This window comes from Saccharibacillus sp. WB 17 (assembly GCF_008634075.2).
GTDB classification, from domain to species: Bacteria; Bacillota; Bacilli; order Paenibacillales; family Paenibacillaceae; genus Saccharibacillus; species Saccharibacillus brassicae.
In genome coordinates this window covers 1-18,582 of record NZ_VPFK02000035.1, presented here as the reverse complement: position 1 = coordinate 18,582, position 18,582 = coordinate 1, and the positions used below count along the sequence as shown (strand labels likewise).

19 protein-coding genes are annotated in these 18,582 nt (G+C 61.9%); 10 read left to right on the top strand and 9 right to left on the bottom strand.

The window, feature by feature from the left end:
• Window positions 1-140: 140 nt before the first annotated feature.
• Window positions 141-686, bottom strand: a complete 546-nt coding sequence (locus FTE24_RS17140) for a GNAT family N-acetyltransferase (RefSeq protein WP_150233749.1) — start codon at window positions 684-686, stop codon at window positions 141-143.
• Window positions 687-870: 184 nt separating this feature from the next.
• Between FTE24_RS17140 and FTE24_RS17135 the strand changes: the two genes are divergently transcribed.
• Both FTE24_RS17135 and FTE24_RS17130 read left to right on the top strand, forming a co-directional pair.
• Window positions 871-1,482, top strand: coding sequence for a TetR/AcrR family transcriptional regulator (locus FTE24_RS17135; RefSeq protein WP_141448046.1), 612 nt, complete (start codon window positions 871-873; stop codon window positions 1,480-1,482).
• A 43-nt stretch (window positions 1,483-1,525) separates the two neighbouring features.
• Entirely contained in the window at window positions 1,526-4,009 is a 2,484-nt protein-coding gene (locus FTE24_RS17130) for an MMPL family transporter (protein ID WP_150233747.1), read from the top strand.
• Window positions 4,010-4,164: 155 nt separating this feature from the next.
• Here FTE24_RS17130 and FTE24_RS17125 read toward each other — a convergent pair whose 3' ends face one another.
• The gene (locus FTE24_RS17125) at window positions 4,165-4,788 is read right to left on the bottom strand and encodes a PH domain-containing protein (protein WP_141448050.1); all 624 of its coding nucleotides are present in this window, start codon (window positions 4,786-4,788) and stop codon (window positions 4,165-4,167) included.
• A 159-nt stretch (window positions 4,789-4,947) separates the two neighbouring features.
• Window positions 4,948-5,850 (bottom strand): DUF6597 domain-containing transcriptional factor, encoded by a 903-nt coding sequence (locus tag FTE24_RS17120; protein ID WP_150233745.1) that lies wholly within the window; start codon window positions 5,848-5,850, stop codon window positions 4,948-4,950.
• Between the two features lie 172 nt (window positions 5,851-6,022).
• Between FTE24_RS17120 and FTE24_RS17115 the strand changes: the two genes are divergently transcribed.
• From FTE24_RS17115 to FTE24_RS17105, 3 genes are all read left to right on the top strand, one after another.
• On the top strand, window positions 6,023-6,472 hold the full coding sequence (locus FTE24_RS17115; RefSeq protein ID WP_150233743.1) for an SRPBCC family protein: 450 nt from the start codon (window positions 6,023-6,025) through the stop codon (window positions 6,470-6,472).
• A 60-nt stretch (window positions 6,473-6,532) separates the two neighbouring features.
• Window positions 6,533-7,255 carry an SDR family oxidoreductase gene (locus FTE24_RS17110; protein WP_150233742.1) on the top strand — a complete coding sequence of 241 codons (723 nt, stop codon included), beginning with the start codon at window positions 6,533-6,535 and terminating at the stop codon, window positions 7,253-7,255.
• Window positions 7,256-7,711: 456 nt separating this feature from the next.
• On the top strand, window positions 7,712-8,893 hold the full coding sequence (locus FTE24_RS17105; RefSeq protein WP_150233740.1) for an AbrB family transcriptional regulator: 1,182 nt from the start codon (window positions 7,712-7,714) through the stop codon (window positions 8,891-8,893).
• 99 nt (window positions 8,894-8,992) lie between these two features.
• Here FTE24_RS17105 and FTE24_RS17100 read toward each other — a convergent pair whose 3' ends face one another.
• From FTE24_RS17100 to FTE24_RS17080, 5 genes are all read right to left on the bottom strand, one after another.
• A complete protein-coding gene (locus tag FTE24_RS17100) occupies window positions 8,993-9,478 on the bottom strand; it encodes a DMT family transporter (protein ID WP_150233738.1) in 486 nt (161 codons plus the stop codon).
• Window positions 9,479-9,515: 37 nt separating this feature from the next.
• Window positions 9,516-9,944: a DMT family transporter gene (locus tag FTE24_RS17095; RefSeq protein WP_141448056.1), complete on the bottom strand. Its 429-nt coding sequence runs from the start codon at window positions 9,942-9,944 to the stop codon at window positions 9,516-9,518.
• Window positions 9,945-10,025: 81 nt separating this feature from the next.
• Window positions 10,026-10,340: an ArsR/SmtB family transcription factor gene (locus FTE24_RS17090; RefSeq protein WP_150233735.1), complete on the bottom strand. Its 315-nt coding sequence runs from the start codon at window positions 10,338-10,340 to the stop codon at window positions 10,026-10,028.
• A 105-nt stretch (window positions 10,341-10,445) separates the two neighbouring features.
• Window positions 10,446-11,522: an anthranilate phosphoribosyltransferase gene (locus FTE24_RS17085; RefSeq protein WP_150233733.1), complete on the bottom strand. Its 1,077-nt coding sequence runs from the start codon at window positions 11,520-11,522 to the stop codon at window positions 10,446-10,448.
• A 12-nt stretch (window positions 11,523-11,534) separates the two neighbouring features.
• Window positions 11,535-12,128 (bottom strand): ANTAR domain-containing response regulator, encoded by a 594-nt coding sequence (locus FTE24_RS17080; RefSeq protein ID WP_141448059.1) that lies wholly within the window; start codon window positions 12,126-12,128, stop codon window positions 11,535-11,537.
• Between the two features lie 356 nt (window positions 12,129-12,484).
• On the opposite strand from FTE24_RS17080, the gene nirB reads away from it, so the two are divergent.
• From nirB to FTE24_RS17055, 5 genes are all read left to right on the top strand, one after another.
• The gene (gene nirB / locus FTE24_RS17075; RefSeq protein ID WP_150233731.1) at window positions 12,485-14,995 is read left to right on the top strand and encodes a nitrite reductase large subunit NirB; all 2,511 of its coding nucleotides are present in this window, start codon (window positions 12,485-12,487) and stop codon (window positions 14,993-14,995) included.
• A complete protein-coding gene (nirD, locus tag FTE24_RS17070) occupies window positions 14,992-15,354 on the top strand; it encodes a nitrite reductase small subunit NirD (protein ID WP_150233730.1) in 363 nt (120 codons plus the stop codon). Before nirB ends, nirD begins: the two co-directional genes overlap by 4 nt.
• A 68-nt stretch (window positions 15,355-15,422) precedes the next feature.
• Window positions 15,423-16,394, top strand: coding sequence for a formate/nitrite transporter family protein (locus tag FTE24_RS17065; protein ID WP_150233728.1), 972 nt, complete (start codon window positions 15,423-15,425; stop codon window positions 16,392-16,394).
• A complete protein-coding gene (gene cobA / locus FTE24_RS17060) occupies window positions 16,391-17,155 on the top strand; it encodes a uroporphyrinogen-III C-methyltransferase (RefSeq protein WP_141448063.1) in 765 nt (254 codons plus the stop codon). Before FTE24_RS17065 ends, cobA begins: the two co-directional genes overlap by 4 nt.
• 161 nt (window positions 17,156-17,316) lie before the next feature.
• The gene (locus tag FTE24_RS17055) at window positions 17,317-17,805 is read left to right on the top strand and encodes a DinB family protein (RefSeq protein ID WP_150233726.1); all 489 of its coding nucleotides are present in this window, start codon (window positions 17,317-17,319) and stop codon (window positions 17,803-17,805) included.
• Window positions 17,806-18,341: 536 nt separating this feature from the next.
• Here the strand turns inward: FTE24_RS17055 and FTE24_RS17050 are convergent.
• On the bottom strand, window positions 18,342-18,582 hold a 241-nt coding region (locus FTE24_RS17050; RefSeq protein ID WP_202111901.1), incomplete at its 5' end, for a hypothetical protein.

Sequence of the window (18,582 nt, the reverse complement as noted above, 5' to 3'; positions counted from 1 at the left end):
GCGCCGTTTGCGGATCGTATTCGGACGAAAAAGCAGATTAAAAAGCAGACGAAAAAGCAGATCGAAAACAGCATGCCAAAAACCGGGACCGACCGAAGTCGGATACCCGGTTTTTTGACGTATGCAGCGGCGCCCGGCGTTCAGCCGTTTTGCTGCGCGAGCAGCCATTCTTTTTTTAGCAGCGCATATTGGAAGGTGTTCTCGTACTTGGGCGTTCCGTCCGCGTGCGAAGTGAACGAGACGAACTCCAGGAACAGCCCTTCCTGGCGCATGCCCAGCCGTTCGCACAGCTGCTGCGACCTGCGGTTGTCGTCTTCGACATAGGCGTACAGCCTCCGCGCATCCATCTGCGTGAACAGATGGTTCAGCAGCGCGCGCGTGCTCTCGCCGGCGTAGCCCTGGCCTTCGTAGCGCGGGTTGAAGTTCCAGCCGACGGAATACGTATCCGGCTCTTCCTTCATGGCGAACAATTCGCCGATCAGGCGATCGTTTTCTTTGAGGCAGACCGCGATCTGCGCGTCGTCCCGGCTTTTCTCCAGCACTTTGAGGGCGGCCGCTTCGAAGTCGGGCAGTCGCTCGTCCAAAAAGCAGGTGGCCTGTGGATTCGCCGCGTATTCCAGCAAAGATGCGGCGTCTTTTCCGGCAAAGTTACGTAAAATCAATCGCTGCGTCTCGATCCGCTGCATGGGCAGTCTCCTTCTTCCTCTCAGGGTAGGTCTTCCTTGAAACCGAGTATACCGGGGCGCGCGGAAAAAGAGAAATCCGGTTCCGATTGAGTAACTTTGCACATTGGGCAACGAAATGATATGCTTATTTTGAAGCATTTCTGCAAAAGCCTGAAAAGCTTGCGGCGAAGAAAGGAGGATTTGCATGACCAAACAAAGTCTGCGCGATATGAAAAAAGAAGAAACGTGGCATGTGCTGGCCCGGACTTCGTATGCTTTGGCGATCGAGAAAGGGCTGGACGGCTTCACGATCGAAGACGCGGTGCAGCGCGCGCGGTATTCCCGGCGTACGTTCGCCAACCATTTTTCGTGCAAGGAAGAAGCGGTGGCGATGGCGGTGCTCTCGCTGAGCAGCGGCCGAAGCGACGTGCTGCGGGAAGTCGAAGTCCCGGCCGGCATGGCTCCGCTCGAAGCGCTTGAGCAGTGGTCGCGGATGCAGTTCACGGCCGAACTGCTGCGCAATCTGCGGCAGCTGCTGCGGATGGCCCGCGAATACCCGACGCTTGAGCCGTACGTCTTGATCGTCCTGCAGCGGCTGCAAAAAGCGGCGCAGGAAGAACTGGACCGCAATTACGCCGGACATTATCCGCCGGGCTACACGCATATTTTGGCCGGAGCGGTGTTCGGGGCAGTGCTGTCGATCCTCGAAGGGGAGAACGTGCGCATTCCCGGAGAAGAACAGGCCGGCGAGCCGGGAGAAGCGACGTTTGACGAGTTTTTGCGCACCACGTTCGATTATTTGAAAAACGGATTCTGACGATCGGACTTGTCCGATGCGCGAATAGAAGGAGCGAGCCCTAGTGTCCAAATTTTTGTATAAAATCGGCAAGTCCGCCTACAGCAAGCCCTGGTTGTTTATCGGGGGATGGGTCGTCGTTCTGGCGATCGTGATCGCGATGCTGGGCCTTAACGGCGTGAGCGTAAGCTCGGAGATGAAGCTGGAAGGCACGGAGTCGCAAAAAGTGCTCGACCAGTTGGCCGAAGTGCAGCCGGAAGCTTCCGGCGGGCAGGGCAGCGTCGTGTTCGTCGCGCCCGAAGGCGAGAGCCTGAATACGCCGGAACGGTTGGCGGCGATCCGGGAAGCGGTCGACGAAGTCTACGGCCTCGACCAGATTCTGAACGCGCCCGAATTGGCCGCGCAGGCGATGGCCCAGGCGCAGGCCCAAGCCGCGCAGAGCACGGAAGGCGCGCCGGCCGGAGCCGGCGACGCGGCTTCCGCGGCGGGCCAGACCCCCGGCGCGGCTGCCGGGGATAACGCCGACGCCCAGCAGGGCGCGGGCGCCGCTCAGCCCGGCGAAGCCGGAGCGGCCGAAGGTACCGCCGGCAGCGATGCCGCCGCGCAGCAGGGCGCAGGCGCCGCTCAGCCCGGCGCCGAACAGCCGCCGTACACACCGCTCGTCGTGGACGGCAAGCCGGTTATCGGCGTGACGATCGCAAACGACGGCAGCGCGGCGCTGTTCCAGTTCCAGTTCACGGTGCAGCAGTCCGCCGTGTCCGACGAAGTGAAGGAATCGGTGATCGACACGGTCGAAGCCGTCGCCAGCGAGACCGGCGTCGAAGCGCTGCCAAGCGAATCGCTGCTGCCGCTCGATATTCCGGTCGGCACGAACGAAATTTACGGCCTCGTCGTGGCGGCGATCGTGCTGATCATGACGCTTGGTTCCGTTATCGCCGCCGGCCTGCCGCTGATCGTCGCGCTGTTCGGCGTCGGCATCGGAGTCGGAGGCGCGTACGCGTTCTCCTCGTTCCTCAGCATGAGTTCCATTACGCCGGTGCTGGCGCTGATGGTCGGCCTCGCGGTCGGTATCGACTACGCGCTGTTCATCATCAACCGCCAGCGCCGCCTTATTTTCGACCAGGGGCTTAGCGCCAAGGAAGCGGCCAGCCGTTCGGTCGGTACCGCGGGCAGTGCCGTCTTCTTCGCGGGCCTGACGGTCATTATCGCGCTGTGCGGTTTGCTCGTTATCGGCATCGGCTTCCTTAGCACGATGGCGCTCGTCGCTTCGGTGACGGTGCTGCTGAACGTGCTGATCGCACTCACGCTGCTGCCGGCGCTGCTCGGCCTGATCGGCGAGCGGATCTGCTCGCGCAAAGCACGCGAGAAAAACACCGCCCTGCGTGCTTCCCGCGCCGAGAAGCGGGAGAAAGCGCGCTGGATTCACGGCGTCATCAAATTCCGCTGGCCGGTCATTCTGCTGATCGTCGCCGTGCTCGGCGTGGCGGCGATTCCGGCTCTCAAAATGGATCTGGCGATTCCGTCCGCGGCTTCGGCCGATCTCGATACGGCCAAGCGCCAGAGCTACGACGCCATCTCCAAGAGCTTCGGCGAAGGCTTCAACGGCACGCTGCTGATCGTCGCGGAATCGGCGAACGGCGCAGATGTGACGCCGCAGACGCTCGGCGCGCTGACCCAGGGCATCGGGCAGGTCGACAACGTGTCGGTCGTCTCGCCGCTCGGCATCAGCGAGAACGGCAAGCTGGCGTTGTTCAGCGTCATTCCGAAGACCGGACCGAACGACGCCGAGACGCGCGACCTCGTGACGACGCTGCGCGACGACGATTCGGCGCTTGCGACCGATAACGGCATCACGCTCGGCGTGACCGGCGTAACGGCGGTCAATATCGACATGTCGGCGAAGCTCGCCGAAGTGTTCCCGATCTACGTCGGCATCATCGTCGTCTTGTCGCTGATCATTCTGCTGCTCGTGTTCCGTTCGATCGTCGTGCCGATCAAGGCGACCGTCGGCTTCCTGCTCAGCATCTTGGCGACGTTCGGCATCACGACCGCCGTGTTCCAATGGGGCTGGGCGCACGACCTGTTCGCGTTCGATACGGCAGGTCCGATCCTGAGCTTCATGCCGATCATGGTGACAGGCATTCTGTACGGCCTGGCGATGGACTATCAGGTGTTCCTCGTCTCGTCCATGCGCGAGTCCTACGTACACGGCCGCCGGGGCAGCGACAGCGTGATCCACGGCTACGGCCAGGCGAGCCGCGTCGTCGTGGCGGCCGCCGTCATCATGGTCGCCGTGTTCGCCGGCTTCATCTTCACGCACGACATCATGATCAAGCAGATCGGCTTCGCGCTGGCCGTCGGCATCCTGATCGACGCGTTCGTGATCCGCATGACGCTCGTTCCGGCCGTCATGTCGCTGTTCGGCGACAAAGCGTGGGCGCTGCCGAAATGGCTCGACCGCATCCTGCCGAACCTCGACGTCGAAGGCGACAAGCTGCTCGAAGAGCTCAAAGCGCAGGAAGCGGTGGAAGCCGCGAGAGGGCGCTGACCCGAGTTTGAACGTCAGACGTTGAACGTCGGATCTAGCTCGCAAGACGTTAAGCGTCGTACGACATTCGGCGCGCAAAAAGGACCCGGCTACAGGCCGGGTCCTTTTTTTGGATAAGAAAGATTTAACGGGTTGACCAAACGCCGATCCGGCGGTCACTCTCCCGCAAGATACAGCTCGAATGCCGCGTCGTACTCCTGCGGATGGTATTTGTCGTAGGCGGCCAGCAGTTCGGACTGCGCGTGCTGGAGAATGTTCCGGTATTCCGAGCTTGCGCTGCCGGTGCCCGACAGACGGCCCACCGCGTCGCGGCTGTGCTCGAAGCTGCGCTCGACCAGCGCCCAGTGGCGCGCGTATTCCGTCTTGGTCATGCCGATCAGCGTGAGGATTTTGTACAGCGCGATCAGCGGTTCCAGATGGGCTTTGACCACGTCGATCGAGAAAGAAGGGCCCATCGTGAACTTGATTTCGACGTCCAGATCGACGGTGCCGGCCGTTTCCAGAAAGACGTCGGTCGGCGTGTTTTCGAAATAGTTGTAGCGCAGAACCTGCCGCTTGCTGCTGGTCGCTTTTTGCCCGTCGATATGGATCATGCCGATGTTGGTGAACGCGTATTCGTCTTTGGACGATTTGAGCAGGAAGTACAACTTCTCGTTCATTTCGCTAAAAATATAAGCTTGAGCCTGCGAATTGGCAAAATCGGACGGCGGGATGACTTTGCAGATGTCGGACATTCCGGTCAGGTCGGAAGTGACGCGTGAGAAAATGTTGCGGGCCAAAAAAATTCCACCTTTCGATCTGGGTTGTGGGCCGTGTCGGCCTATGTATCCGTGCGCCCCTATTCTAACCGATGGCTGCCGGGAAGGAAAGACTCGGGACTGCCGCGTTCGCTGCCCCGCCGGAGCCTCGCCGTAACACGCCCTAAGGGGCCGGCCCGGTTACTCCGATTTGGCCCGTCCGCCGAGCGCATAAGCTTCTGGCGTCACCCCGACGACCGTTTTGAAGTCTTTGCCGAAATGGGTCTGGTCGTGGTATCCGAGTTCGTGCGACAGATGCAGCAGCGTAGGCCGGCTGTCGGCGCTGCCGCCGCGGTCGAGCGCTTCGGCCGCTTCCTGCAGCCGCTGCAGCCGGATCACCCATTTGGGAGCGAGGCCGACGCGGCGGTTGAACAGGCGCTGGAGCGTACGCTTTTCGATGCCGAATCGCTCGCAGAGCTGATCGACCTTCGTCAGTTCCCGGTCCGACGAGATGGCGGCCATCATCCGGCACAGAAGTTGGGCGTCGGCGTCGAAGCGCGGAGCGGCGTCCAGCAGCAGCCGGTTCATGAGGCCGATCAGTTCTTCGCTGCTGCGCGTCCGCAGCGCTTCTTCCAGTTCCGCGGCCGTGGCGGCCAGCACCCGCTCCACCGGAATCGGCAGGCCCGCAAGCGGCGAGAGCGGTTCGCGCAGCAGCGGGTAGAAGCCGCCGGGCCGGAATTTGACGCCGAAGACGCGGCCGGCACCCGATAGGGACTTGGCGAATTTTTCCGCCGAAGGCGTGAAGCAGAACGTGCGTCCCGGCTCGATAACGAGATTGACGCACGGATTGGGCACGATCTCCTGCACGTAGGAACGCCCGCCCGGCAGTTCCCATTCCACGGTCCAGTAGTGGAGCACGAACGGAGCGAGTTCCGGCGCGGGATCGTGGCGGAGCAGCCGGAAGTTTTGCCGGCCCGACGCGGGGTTCAGCACGCCGAGCCCCGGTTCGGAATAATCACAAAAAGGCGAGCGCGGAGCGGCAGCCTTGCTGTCGGGCGCTTCCCCGGTCTTTCTTTTGGCGGCGAATCCGTTGTTGAACGTCATCTTGCACCTCCTGCGGAAATTGGGTGAAAAGTCCGATCGTCAGCCTGTCGCGTTTTTACTATGCGAATGTCTGTTCTTCATTATAGACTGATTGTAGCACGGCGGACCGGACAGGCGCGAGCGGTATTATGGTGGTCTATCCGTCCTACAACCCCAGAGGAGGAATGCGAACATGAAGCTGGAATACGTAATTTACGTAAACGCATCGCCGGACAAAGTATGGGAAGCGCTGACGTCTCCGGAAGGCACGCGAGCCGCCTTTTTCGGATCGGAACTCAAATCGTCGTTCGAGGTCGGCGCTCCGTTCGAATACGCGGGACCGGGCAGCGAAGGGGAGTCCACCGTACACGTATACGGAGAGATTCTGGACTTCGAACCGGGCCGCAAGCTCAGCTATTCCGAACATCCGGGTCCGTCGTATTACGACAACCACGCCGAACTGCTCACGCGGATCACGTTCGAACTGGAACCGGCGGGGAGCTGCACCAAGCTGACGCTCGTGAACGACGAGTGGAGCGAGGACCATCCGGGCTTCGCCAACGCAAGCGGCGCATGGCCGATGGTGCTCAGTTCGATCAAGACGTGGTGCGAGACGGGGCAGACACTGAATTTCGGCTGGTAAAAAAAGAAGCGGACGCCCGGACGAAGCCTGGAGTCATCGAAGAGGGAGAGATCAGCGCATATGCAGAAGCAGACGGTATTGATTACGGGAGCGAACAAAGGCATCGGGTACGAAACGGCCCGGCAGCTCGGCGGGCAGGGGTATTTCGTATTTCTGGGCGCACGCGACGAACGCAGAGGGCAGGAAGCGGTAGACAAACTGCGCGCAGAAGGCATCGAAGCCGAATACGTCCGGCTCGACGCGGCCGACCCGGCAACGATCGGGGCGGCGGCGCAGCAGATCGGCGCGCGGACGCCTTCGCTCGACGTGCTGGTCAACAACGCGGGCATCGGCGCCGGCGGCAACGTGCCGAGCGAGCAGACGATGGACGAGATCCGCAGCGTGTACGAAGTGAACGTGTTCGGACCGATCCAGCTTATTCAAGCGATGCTGCCCCTGCTCAGGCAGGCGCCGCTCGGCCGGATTGTGAACGTCTCGAGCGGTCTCGGTTCCCTGACGTTCAACAGCGATCCGACCCACGAACATTACGGAGCGAATTCGCTGGACTACAACAGTTCCAAGACGGCGCTGAACGCCGTCACCGTCCTGTTCGCCAAGGAATTTGCGGGAACTTCGCTCAAGATCAACGCGGTAGACCCCGGCTATACGGCGACCGACATGAACAACAACAGCGGTCCCCGGACCGTCGAACATTCCGCCGGCACGGTGGCGCGGCTGGCGCTGATCGGCGAAGACGGCCCGTCCGGCGGATTCTTCGATGAGAACGGCGAGGTTCCCTGGTAAAACCTCGGGGTAACGAACCCTTATAGCGCTATTTGCCGCTTTTCCGCTTTTTGCGCCATCTAACGAATCGTGCTGGCGTTATGGGGCGTCTTGATGCCATTTTGGGGCCGTTTGTGAGCCTATAGCGTGATCCCGATTCGTTAGATTGGAACAAAGCGGGTTATTGGGCAAATAGCGTGTTCGGGATTCGTTCGAGCGATCGGACTAAGGATTGAAGGATACGAAGAATGATCGAATCATATGAAGACTGATCGACCGATACGAAAAAGGAAGCGAACCGTCCCCTTTTTCGACAGAACGACGTCCCGGCGGCATAAGCCGGGGCGTTTTTTGGTCTGTTCAGCGGCCGGCGTCTACGGCGGCAGGCGGGGAAAAAGAGCGCGGAAGGGTATACTAGTAACAACGGGTTCACCGTAACGAATCGCGCATTGTGCCGTATGGAAATGAGGAATACGCATGAATACCTTGAAAATGCCCGCCAAAAGCCTATGGCCGCGGCTGGCGGCCGCCCTGCTGATCTCGCTTGCGGGCGCGCTGCTGTTCGAGCGGCTTCGCCTGCCGGTCCCGTGGCTGCTCGGTCCGATGTTCGCGGCGCTGATCGGCTCGAACCTGCTCAAGACGCGCTACGCGTGGCCGTCGCCGATCCGCAACGGCGCGCTGATCGTGATCGGCTATACGATCGGCCTCGCGCTGACCGGGGAAGCGCTGCGCGCGATGGGCTCGCAGGTGCCGTACATGATCCTGATGACGTTCCTGCTTCTGCTGCTGTGCGCCGGCATCGCCTACGTCATCGGCCGGCTGTCCGGCACCGACTTCAAGACGTCGCTGCTCGGCAGCGTCCCCGGCGGACTGTCGCAGATCGTCGTGCTGGCGGAAGAGACCAAAGGCGTCGACCTGACGCTCGTCACCGTCAACCAGGTCGTGCGCCTGCTGCTGATCGTCGTCAGCATTCCGCTGCTGATCTACAGCCCGCTGTTCGGCGAACAGGCCGGCGATGCCGCGCAGGCCGCCGTTCGGGCGGACGCACCGTGGAGCGCCCTGTTCCCGAACGCGCTGGTGTACGCTCCGCTCTGCGTGCTCCTCGCGCTGCTCGGCCAAAAGGTCCGGTTCCCGACCGCCTTCCTGCTCTGCCCGGCGTTCGGGACGGCGCTGCTCCAGGCGACCGGCTTCGAGGCGCCGGAACTGCCGCATGCCCTGACGGCCGCCGCGCAGCTGGCGCTCGGCACTTACGTGGGCACGCTGCTGAAGCCTGCGCAGATCCGCCATAAAGTGCGGACGCTGGCGCTCTGCCTGCTCAGCGGGCTGCTGCTGATCGCCGGTTCGTTCGGCCTGACCGTGCTGCTGACGAAGCTGCAGCCGGTCACTCCGGCGACCGCGCTGCTCAGTCTGGCGCCGGGCGGCATGGACCAGATGGGCGTTATCGCCCATTCGATCGGCGCGGAATTGTCGACCGTGACCGGGTACCAGCTGTTCCGCACGTTCTTCATCTTCTTCGCCGTTCCGCCGCTGCTGCGGATGCTGTTCCGGTACACGGACCGCAGAAGCGGAGCGGCCGGCGTCGACGAACCGCCTGCGCCGGCCGAACTTCCGCCCGAACCGGGCACGGCGCGCCGCGTAAGGCAGGAGTTCGACGATTGAACGACCAAAAGCACCTTCGGATTATTCCGAAGGTGCTTTTGGTTGTCGAATCGGGCTGCGGATCGCCGATTAAGCGGCGCCCGCTGCTCTCCGCCGGCTTCAGGCGGGGTTCGTCCGCGAACGGAGTTCTTTTTCCGCCGCCGAGCGCTTGTTGCCCCGGTAGATCAGGTACAGGGCCAGGACCATGAAGGCCAGCGCCAGCATTCTTTTGCCGTCGAGATGAATCTCCAGACTGTTGAACCAGCCGAAATGGTCGATCAGCATGCCCGCGAGCAGCTGGCCGGCGATGCCGGCAATGTTGGCCGCGATGACGCCGATCTTCGGCACGGCCATGACGGTCAGCAGCAGATAGAGCGTGCCCAGAAAAGCGGCGCTCAACTGCCATTTCGGCGCGTTCAGCAGGGCGAGCAGATGTCCCTGTCCGAAGAACAGGATGAAGATCGCGAGAAACAGCGTGCCGGTAATGAACGTAAGCAAAGTCGTCTCCAGGGTGCCCGCTTTGCGGCTGAGCGCCCCGTTGATCGAAGACTGCGCGCTCAGCGTAATGCCGCCGAGCAGCGTGAACAAAATCATGAATATTCCCATATGTGGATCCTCCCGGAATTCGTGTCGGTCGACGTTCTTATTGAATGAGCAGCAGCGAGACGGTCATGGCGAGCACGGCGAAGATTTTCTCCTTGTTGACGCGCGTCGGTTCGCTGCCGAGCCAGCCGTAATGCTCGATGACCATACTCATGATGAGCTGGCCGATAATGACCGCGACCATCGTGACGCCGACGCCGACGAACGGGACGCTGACGACGATCGAAGTGAGATAGACGACGCCGAGCAGACCGCCGAGCAGCGACCATTTGGGTGCGCGGCGCACATGGGTAATATCGCCTTTTCCGAAAAAGAGCCACAGCAGGCCGACGATGATCGTCCCCATCGCAAAGTTGTAAAAGCTCGTTTCGACCTGTCCGATCGATTTGCCGAGTTCGGCGTAGATCGCCCCTTCGAAGCTGAGGGCCGCGCCGGCGAGAAGAGCCAGCAGATAGTAAATGGGGCGCATAGTAGTTCTCCTTTTTCCAATAATTAAATATCTAGAAAATTCGATATATGAGGTCCGAAAAAAGAACGGACTCTTCGCGGCTCAGAGCTCCGTTCGGATATATTCGGCCAACTCGCGGATCGCCGATTCGTTGCGCCGGTAATACGTCCACTGTCCGTACCGGAAAGACTCCAGCAGACCCGCTTTTTGCATCATGTTCAGATAGCTGGACACCGTGGACTGCGACAGTCCGGCCTTTTCCTGAATATCGCCGACGCAGACGCCGCCCGCAAAGTTTACGCCTTTGGGAATATGTGCGCCCTGCGCGGGAAAATGGTTCTCCGGCTCTTTCAGCCAACCGAGCATGCTCAACCGGGTCTCATTGGATAAAGCTTTGAAAATATCGATAGTTTTCATACCGGAAATTATATATCGAGATTTCGCGATAAGTCAAGTCGGATCTCCGCTTCGCTGCCACTCTTGCCGTTAGTCTCGCCGTCAATCTCGCCGCCAGCCTCGCCGTCAGCCGTTGCGGACTCCGGCCTGCCGCGCGGGCGGGCGACCGGCCGGAGCCGCTTCGCGCAGCGCCGTTTTCCACGTGTCGTAGGCCCGCCACGCCGAACCGTCGTCGAGCAGCGGCTTGGCGGTATACACGCCTTCTTCGACCGAGCCGACCGCTCCGGCCAGATGCAGCCGCACCGCCGCGTTCAGCAGCGTCTGATTGTAATGCGCCATATGGCCGCCGCCCTGCAGCACCGCTTCGAGCGTCTCGAATTGGCGGCGGGCCGTCCATTCGCCTTCTTCTTCGGGCATTTCCGTATCGAGCCCGTACGTCTCGGGATCGAGCAGATCCAGCTCGCACCGGCCGTCTTCTACCGTATGAATACGCGTCGGACGATGGATGAACACGTCTTCCGAGCCTTCGACGCCCTGGACGATCAGCGCTTTGCGGTAGCCGAGCCGGCTCACGAGCCGGGCCAGCCGGTCGATGACCGTATTATGGAACACGCTCAGCACGAGATACGGCGAGCAGGCGTAATCGACCAATTTCTCCGCCGTGTTCAGCAGCGTGCGCATGCCGAGTTCCTGGCGGATGCCGTGCAGCTGTCCGAGCGGCGGGCACCATTTGGCGGAGTCGGCGAACAGGACGCCGCTCCGGTCCGCGGCCGCAATCGCGTCCGCGCGGCTCAGCGCAAGCGGATCGACGCCCGCCGCGCCGAGAATGTCGTGCAGCACGACGCCGTATTTGGGCGGCAGCGGCGCGGAGCCGTGCAGCGTCACCGGCACGCCGGCGGCGGCCGTCACGAACGCGGTCGGCAGCGACGCCCAGAACGTTTTTTGCCGGCCGTCGTACGGCCCCGCGAAGTCGATGCCGGGCTTGCGGCATTCGCGGTAAGCCTGTGTACGGCAGACGGACACGAAAGCTTCCAGCTCTTCGACGCTTTCGAGCTTCAGCCGTTCGGCGATCAGGAAAGCGCCCGTCTGGGCCGGGGTCGACCGGCCTCTGAGGATCGCTTCCGCCGCTTCCAGCGATTCGCCGTAGTTCAGATCCCGCGCGCCGCGCTTGCCGCGGGCCACTTCTTTTAACAGATCGATCATCGCTGCGCCTCCTTAGGACGGTTCGTGGAGAAGTTGATAGACTTTGACGATGGAGGTGGCGACGTCCACCATTCGTTTGCGTTCGTTCATGGCCTGCTTGCGCAGCACGTCGTAGGCTTCGGATTCGGAAATGTTTTTGGTCTTGGACAGAATGCCTTTTGCCATATCGATCCATTTGCGTTCTTCGAGCCGGGCGAGCAGCTTCTCCCGCTCTTTGGCCCATTGGGCCCGCTCGTAGCATCGCCTGGCGCTGAAATGCAAAATCCAGTGCATTTCGGACGGCTGCATGGAAGGAGAGAGGATGCCGTCGATTCGCACGTCGTCTTCGCAGGCGGAGACGGACAGGTCGGCCGTTGCGGATGTGCACCACCAGAGGACAGGCACGGTCTTGCGGGACATTAACAGATCGGCCCAGCCGTTCATTTCCGTCAGGGGCAGCGCGAGCACGGCGGCATCCGTTGCGCCGACGCGGTCGAATGCTTCTTCGCGCGTGCCCGCCGATTCGATCAAATAGCCGCATCCGCCGAGCAGGCGGGCAGGCCCCGCTTCGTCCCTGCCGGAATCGGCGGCCGCGGAAGAATGGTGCACGATCAATAGGCTGTGCATGGACGACTCTCCTTATGTTCAGAATCCTTTCCGTCAGGTCTAAGCTGTATGTGTTACTTTTTATAACATGAAAAACGGCGTTTTGTCGACAATTTTACTTAATCAATTTTTTAATGTCAAAGTTGTTGACATGTAAATCATCTTCCGGTATAGTCGGACTCAACAAATGATACGGATACAACGATGTGTCCGATTGAAGCGGCAATGGCGCCTGCTCTCACCTGAACAAGCAACGGAAAACGTATGTTTTCCGCGGCGGGTGGAGCGGGCTGTTTGCGTTTTTCCGTCCGATATATCCGTCTCGCAAGCCTATCTCGTCCAATCCCGATTTCCCTCTCTGGAAGGAGCGATTCCATATGACAAACGAACGCAAAAAGCTGGTGCTGGTCGGCAACGGAATGGCAGGCGTCCGCACAATCGAACATCTGCTCAAATTGGCGCCGGACTTATACGACATTACCATATTCGGTGCGGAGCCGCATCCGAACTATAACCGCATCATGCTCTCTTCGGTACTGGCCGGCGGCGCAAGCCTGGAAGAGATCGTCATCAACGACCTCGACTGGTACCGGGAGAACGGCATTACGCTCCATATGGGACAGGCGATCTCGCGGATCGACGGCGAACGCCGCCGGGTGTACGCCGAAGGCGGCATCGAAGCGGACTACGACGAACTTATCTTGGCGACCGGCTCCAACGCGTTCATCCTGCCGGTTCCCGGCGCCGACAAGGAAGGCGTTATCGGCTTCCGCGACATCAAGGACTGCCAGGCGATGCAGGAAGCGTCCCGCAAGCACCGGAAGGCGGCCGTGATCGGCGGCGGCCTGCTCGGCCTCGAAGCGGCGCGCGGCCTGCTGAACCTCGGCATGGACGTCACCGTCATCCATATCAACGAATACCTGATGGAACGCCAGCTCGACCGTCCCGCTTCGATCATGCTCCAGCAGGAGCTTGAAGCGCAGGGCATGAAGTTCCTGCTCAAGAAGCAGACGGAGTCGGTGCTCGGCAAGCAGCGGGCGAAGGGACTGCTGTTCAAGGACGGCAGCATGCTCGAAGCGGACCTCGTCGTCATGGCGGTCGGCATACGTCCGAACGTGTCTTTGGCGCAGCGCAGCGGCCTTGCCGTAGAGCGCGGCATCGTCGTCGACGACCATATGCGCACCAATCTGCCGGGCGTGTACGCCGTCGGCGAATGCGCGCAGCACCGGGGCATCGCCTACGGACTCGTCGCGCCGCTGTACGAACAGGGCGCGGTGCTGGCCAAGAACCTGGCCGGCGTGCCGGTCGAAGGCTACGCCGGATCGGTCACTTCGACGAAGCTCAAAGTGTCGGGCGTCGACGTCTTCTCCGGAGGCATCTTCACCGAGCCGGAAGGCGCTCGGGCGCTCCGGTACCAGGACGAGATCGAAGGCGTGTACAAAAAGCTCGTCATTCTCGACAACCGGCTGATCGGCGCCGTGTTGTTCGGCGAGACGAGCGAAGGCGCCGCGCTGTTCTCGCTCATCAAGAGCGGAGAGAGCATCGCCGGACGGGAAAAGGAACTGCTGCTCGGCCTGCCTGCGGATGCGCTTGCTGCCGGAGGCGGAGGCGGTGCCGCGGCGCGGCTCGAAGCCATGCCGACCGACGAGATCGTCTGCGGCTGCAACGGCGTCTCCAAAGGCGATATCGTCGCCGCGATCGACGGAGGCTGCAACAGCCTCGGCCAGATCAAAGGCTGCACCAAAGCGTCCGCTTCCTGCGGCGGCTGCAAGCCGCTCGTGGAAGGACTGCTTCAATTATACGCCGGCGACGCCGCGGTGACGGTGAAGGAAGGCATCTGCGGCTGCACGACGCACAGCCGCGACGAGATCGTGGCCGAGATCAAGCGCATGGGGCTCAAGACGGTCAAGGAAGTCATGAACGTGCTGGAATGGAACAACGACGAAGGCTGCTCCAAGTGCCGGCCGTCGCTCAATTATTATCTGGGCATGCTGTGGCCGACGGAATACAAGGATGAGAAGGAATCCCGCTTCGCCAACGAACGGTATCACGCCAATATTCAAAAAGACGGCACGTATTCGGTCATCCCGCGCATCTACGGCGGCGTCACGTCGCCGACCGAGCTGAAGCGGATCGCCGAAGTCGCGGAGAAGTTCGACGTGCCGCTCGTCAAGTTCACGGGCGGACAGCGCCTCGATCTGCTCGGCGTGAAGAAGGAAGACCTGCCGGGCGTCTGGGAAGCGCTGGACATGCCTTCGGGCCACGGCTACGGCAAGGCGCTGCGCACCGTCAAGACGTGCGTCGGCTCGACCTTCTGCCGCTTCGGCACGCAGGACGCGATGGGCATGGGCGTCCGGCTCGAGAAAGCGTTCGAGCGCATGAACGCGCCGGCTAAAGTGAAGCTCGCCGTCTCCGGCTGCCCGCGCAACTGCGCGGAAGCGACGGTCAAAGACTTCGGCGTCGTGGCGGTCGACGGCGGCTGGGAGCTGCATGTCGGCGGGAATGCCGGCATCCACGTCCGGGCGACCGACCTGCTCGGCTTCGTAAAAACGGACGACGAGGTCGAAGAGTGGGCGAGCGCGTTCCTTCAATACTATCGGGAAAACGCGACGTGGAACGAGCGCACCGCGCCGTGGGTAGAGCGCGTCGGCCTGGAGCACGTCAAGCAGGTGCTTAGCGACGAAGGCGAGCGCAAAGCGCTGCATGCCCGCCTGCGCGAAACGCTGGACCGGACGGTCGATCCGTGGAAACAGATCGTTACCGAGCCGGAACTGCGCAAAAATTTCGAGCGTCTTCCGGTGGCCGCGGCCATTTCGACGCAGGGCGAAGGAAGTACGCAAGGAAAATCGGACGGCCGGAACGCATCGGACAAGGAGGAATCGGCATGAGCCACGCAGCGGAACAAGTACGGGTAGGCCGATTGAGCGATATCGATCCGCAGGGATCGCGCCGCCTGAATATCAACGGACTGGAGATCGCGCTGTTCCGGCTCTCGGACGGCGAAGTGCTGGCGGTGGAGAACCGCTGCCCGCACAAAGGCGGGGTGCTGTCGGAAGGCATGGTCTGCGGGCCGGTCGTCCACTGTCCGCTGCACGACTGGCGCATCGACCTGCGCAGCGGCGAAGCGCTCGACCCCGACAAAGGCTGCGTCACGACGTTCCGGACCGAAGTCGAAGCCGACGGCACGATTCTGCTCACCCTGAACGGGAAGGTCGAAGACGAAGGACGAGGCAGCCATATCGCGTAAAGCCGGTTTTTTGGCAGCCGAATTTGTTCACAATCTAGCCTTTTCATAGCCGAAAGCGAGGGATACCGATGGATTACGTCAAACCGGCCGAAGTACGGCAAACGATGATCGACACAGGCAAGGCCAAAGCGGAATTGACGACGTCGCAGCTGTTGATTCGAAGCGGATTGGCGGGGGCGATTCTGGCCTGCGCGACGACGCTCGCCATGACGGCATCGGCGCAGACGGGTATTCCGATGGTCGGCGCGCTGCTGTTTCCCGTCGGCTTCGTCATCATCGTCTTATTGGGACTGGAGCTGGTCACCGGCAGTTTCGCCCTGATTCCGCTGGCCGTGCTGGAGAGAAAAACGACGGTCAAAGCGATGCTCAAAAATTACGGCTGGGTCATCGTCGGCCATCTGATCGGCTGCGGCCTGTACGCGCTCGCCTACGTGTTCGTGGCTACCAAGGCGGGAAGCGACTTGTCCAACCCGCTGATCGCGACGATCGTCGGCGCCAGCGAAGCCAAGACGACCGCCTATCAAGCGCTCGGCGCAGGCGGCATGCTGCTTGTCTTCGTCAAAGCGATCCTCTGCAACTGGATGGTGACGCTCGGCGCGGTCATGGCGATGACGTCCAAATCGACGGGCGGCAAAATAGCGGCGATGTGGCTGCCGATCCTGATCTTCTTCGGGCAGGGCTTCGAGCACACCGTCGTCAATATGTTCGTTATTCCGGCGGGCATGCTGCTCGGCGCGAACGTAAGCGGCATGGAATGGCTCGTCTGGAACGGCATTCCGGTGCTGCTGGGCAACTTCGTCGGCGGTGCGCTGCTGACCGGACTGCTGCTCTATTGGGGGCAAAAATCGGGCGGAACCGGCAGCCCGGCGGCGGAACCGGCACAATCCTCGCCCGCGGGCGTCTTGGCGCACGGAACGCCCGCGGCGCCGGGTACGCCGATCTCCGCGGCAGGCGCAGGCCATTCTGCCGCACCGGCTGCGGCGGGCACATTCGTCTACCCCGAACCGCTCCGCGCCGCCTCGCTGGAGGACAGACGATGAGCCGGGGGCTGATTTCGATCGTCGGGGCGGGACCCGGCGATCCGGAGCTGATTACCGTCAAAGCGCTGCGCCGCCTGGAACGGGCCGACGTCGTGCTGTACGATCGCCTCGTCAGCGACGAGCTGCTGGATTACTGCCCGCCCGGCACGCTCAAGATTTACTGCGGCAAAGCGCCCGGCCGCCACGCGCTGACGCAGGAAGAGATCGACCGCCTGATCGTCGATTACGCCAAAGTCGGGCACCGCGTCGTCCGGCTCAAAGGCGGCGACCCGTTCGTGTTCGGCCGGGGCGGCGAAGAAGCGCTGGCCGCGGCGAGAGCGGGCATCGAGTTCGAAGTCGTGCCGGGCGTCACTTCCGCCGCCGGCGCTTCGGCTTCGGCCGGCATTCCGCTGACGCATCGCGGCACGGCCGCCTCGTTCGCCGTCGTAACCGGCAGCCGCTGCGGCGAAGCGGATACGCCGATCCGCTGGGACCTGCTCGCCTGCGGCGCCGATACGCTGGCGATCTACATGGGCGTCTCGAAGCTGAACGAGATCAGCGGCGAGCTGATCCGCCACGGGCGCGGGCCGGACACGCCGGCCGCGCTGATCGAGAACGCGACGACGTCGTCGGAGCGGGTCGTGACCGGCACGCTCGGCAGCATCGCGCGGTTGGCCGCGGCGATGAAAGTCAGCAATCCGGCGATGCTGATCGTGGGCGACACGGTCGGCGTACGGGATCTGCTGTATCCGGCGGAACTTGGCCGGCAGCGGATCGTATAAAGCGAAGTTTGGCGGGGACCCGGCTGCGGCGGGGTCCTTTTTGCCGTATTTTGCGGCGAACGATAACAAACACTTGTTCGTATCCGCTTTTTCTTTTATAGTAGAGAAAAGACAGAGCAAGGCAAACAACCGTGCGTTTACGGACAAAAGGAGACGACAAGATGAACGAGGCGCTGCAAATCCGCGATCACCTGCTGGACGAATTGGAGACGGGGGTCCGTACCGGCGAAGCCCTGATCCGCCTGATCCGCCCCGAAGACTGGAGCTACCGTCCGCAAGGCAATATGCGTTCGCTGTCCGAACTGGTGCGCCATCTGGCGCTCGTGCCGCGCAGCGATCTGGCGATTATGCGCGAAGCCGGAGCCGAAGAAGTGGGCGCCGTCGAAGAGAGCCTGAACGACGAGTTCGATCCCGAGCTTCTGGCCGCCGCCCTGCGCGACAGCTTCGAGCAGTACAAAGCGTATCTGCTGTCGCTCGATCTGCACGAGTGGATGACCCGCTCGACCAAAGCATTCTATGCCGATCAGGGGCATACGCAGATCCAGTGGCAGATCGAGACGCTGACCCATCTGTTCCACCACCGCTCGCAGCTCTACAATTACTTGAAGCAGCGCGGTCACGAGCTGCATTTTTCGATGCTGTACATGTAAGCGGCGGCTCGGCCGGCAGCATGGCCTGGCAAAAAGGCTTCGCCCTTGGGGGCGGAGCCTTTTGGGTGTGCGGGGTGCAGGACCCGATGTCCGGGGGCTTGGGGCAGGAGGCGAGGCATCAACCCGACGCAAGTCGGCTAACCGCATCAAGGGCAAGGACGATATAAGGCGGCTAGCTGGATTCCGCGCTCTAAGGGATATACGATCCGTTAGCCGAGCCGAGCGATATCCTCTATGATTCTCTTCATGACTTTTGGATCGGATACAGGAAGAGAAAGCCGGGTACTTGGAGAACTTTGAACCAACATCGCGTTCAAGCCCGACCGTTGACGCAAAAAAGAATCAGACACATGGAGCGTCGTTGAGAGGCCCACGGTCTGATTCTTTTGTTCGGCGAAAATAAATAGCCGTATTGGAGATAGAAGGTCCGAAAAAGGGTACGACAAAAAGCGCGTCCGAAAGACGCGCTTTTGAAAAGGTTCGTTCGGGCCTCCGCGGCTCCGAAGGTTACGCCATAGCCGAATCAGGCTGTGCGTTTACGCTTTGTCGCCCGACAGGCCGAAGCTGGAGCGGTACAGGGTCTCGGCTGCCCATTGGCCGTCTTTCCACTTCTGGTTGCTCGTGGAACGAGCCGAAGCCGCGGTGCCCGGCTGCGGGCGTCCGCCTGTGCGGGGGCGCTTGCCGTCCGCGCCTGCGCGAGGGCCGGCGTGCGGCTTGCTCGCCGGGCGGCTGCGGTTCGCTTCGCCGCCGGCCTGGGCAGCGCCGGCGGGCTTGCCG

Excerpts from the sequence above, each read along its gene's own strand:
- nirB (WP_150233731.1), top strand. The coding sequence starts at position 12,485 with ATGACAAACGAACGCAAAAAGCTGGTGCTGGTCGGCAACGGAATGGCA.
- FTE24_RS17120 (WP_150233745.1), bottom strand. The coding sequence starts at position 5,850 with ATGACGTTCAACAACGGATTCGCCGCCAAAAGAAAGACCGGGGAAGCG.
- FTE24_RS17080 (WP_141448059.1), bottom strand. The coding sequence starts at position 12,128 with ATGCACAGCCTATTGATCGTGCACCATTCTTCCGCGGCCGCCGATTCC.
- FTE24_RS17065 (WP_150233728.1), top strand. The coding sequence starts at position 15,423 with ATGGATTACGTCAAACCGGCCGAAGTACGGCAAACGATGATCGACACA.
- FTE24_RS17055 (WP_150233726.1), top strand. The coding sequence starts at position 17,317 with ATGAACGAGGCGCTGCAAATCCGCGATCACCTGCTGGACGAATTGGAG.
- FTE24_RS17095 (WP_141448056.1), bottom strand. The coding sequence starts at position 9,944 with ATGCGCCCCATTTACTATCTGCTGGCTCTTCTCGCCGGCGCGGCCCTC.
- cobA (WP_141448063.1), top strand. The coding sequence starts at position 16,391 with ATGAGCCGGGGGCTGATTTCGATCGTCGGGGCGGGACCCGGCGATCCG.
- FTE24_RS17115 (WP_150233743.1), top strand. The coding sequence starts at position 6,023 with ATGAAGCTGGAATACGTAATTTACGTAAACGCATCGCCGGACAAAGTA.
- FTE24_RS17135 (WP_141448046.1), top strand. The coding sequence starts at position 871 with ATGACCAAACAAAGTCTGCGCGATATGAAAAAAGAAGAAACGTGGCAT.
- FTE24_RS17090 (WP_150233735.1), bottom strand. The coding sequence starts at position 10,340 with ATGAAAACTATCGATATTTTCAAAGCTTTATCCAATGAGACCCGGTTG.
- FTE24_RS17140 (WP_150233749.1), bottom strand. The coding sequence starts at position 686 with ATGCAGCGGATCGAGACGCAGCGATTGATTTTACGTAACTTTGCCGGA.
- nirD (WP_150233730.1), top strand. The coding sequence starts at position 14,992 with ATGAGCCACGCAGCGGAACAAGTACGGGTAGGCCGATTGAGCGATATC.
- FTE24_RS17100 (WP_150233738.1), bottom strand. The coding sequence starts at position 9,478 with ATGGGAATATTCATGATTTTGTTCACGCTGCTCGGCGGCATTACGCTG.
- FTE24_RS17085 (WP_150233733.1), bottom strand. The coding sequence starts at position 11,522 with ATGATCGATCTGTTAAAAGAAGTGGCCCGCGGCAAGCGCGGCGCGCGG.
- FTE24_RS17105 (WP_150233740.1), top strand. The coding sequence starts at position 7,712 with ATGAATACCTTGAAAATGCCCGCCAAAAGCCTATGGCCGCGGCTGGCG.
- FTE24_RS17110 (WP_150233742.1), top strand. The coding sequence starts at position 6,533 with ATGCAGAAGCAGACGGTATTGATTACGGGAGCGAACAAAGGCATCGGG.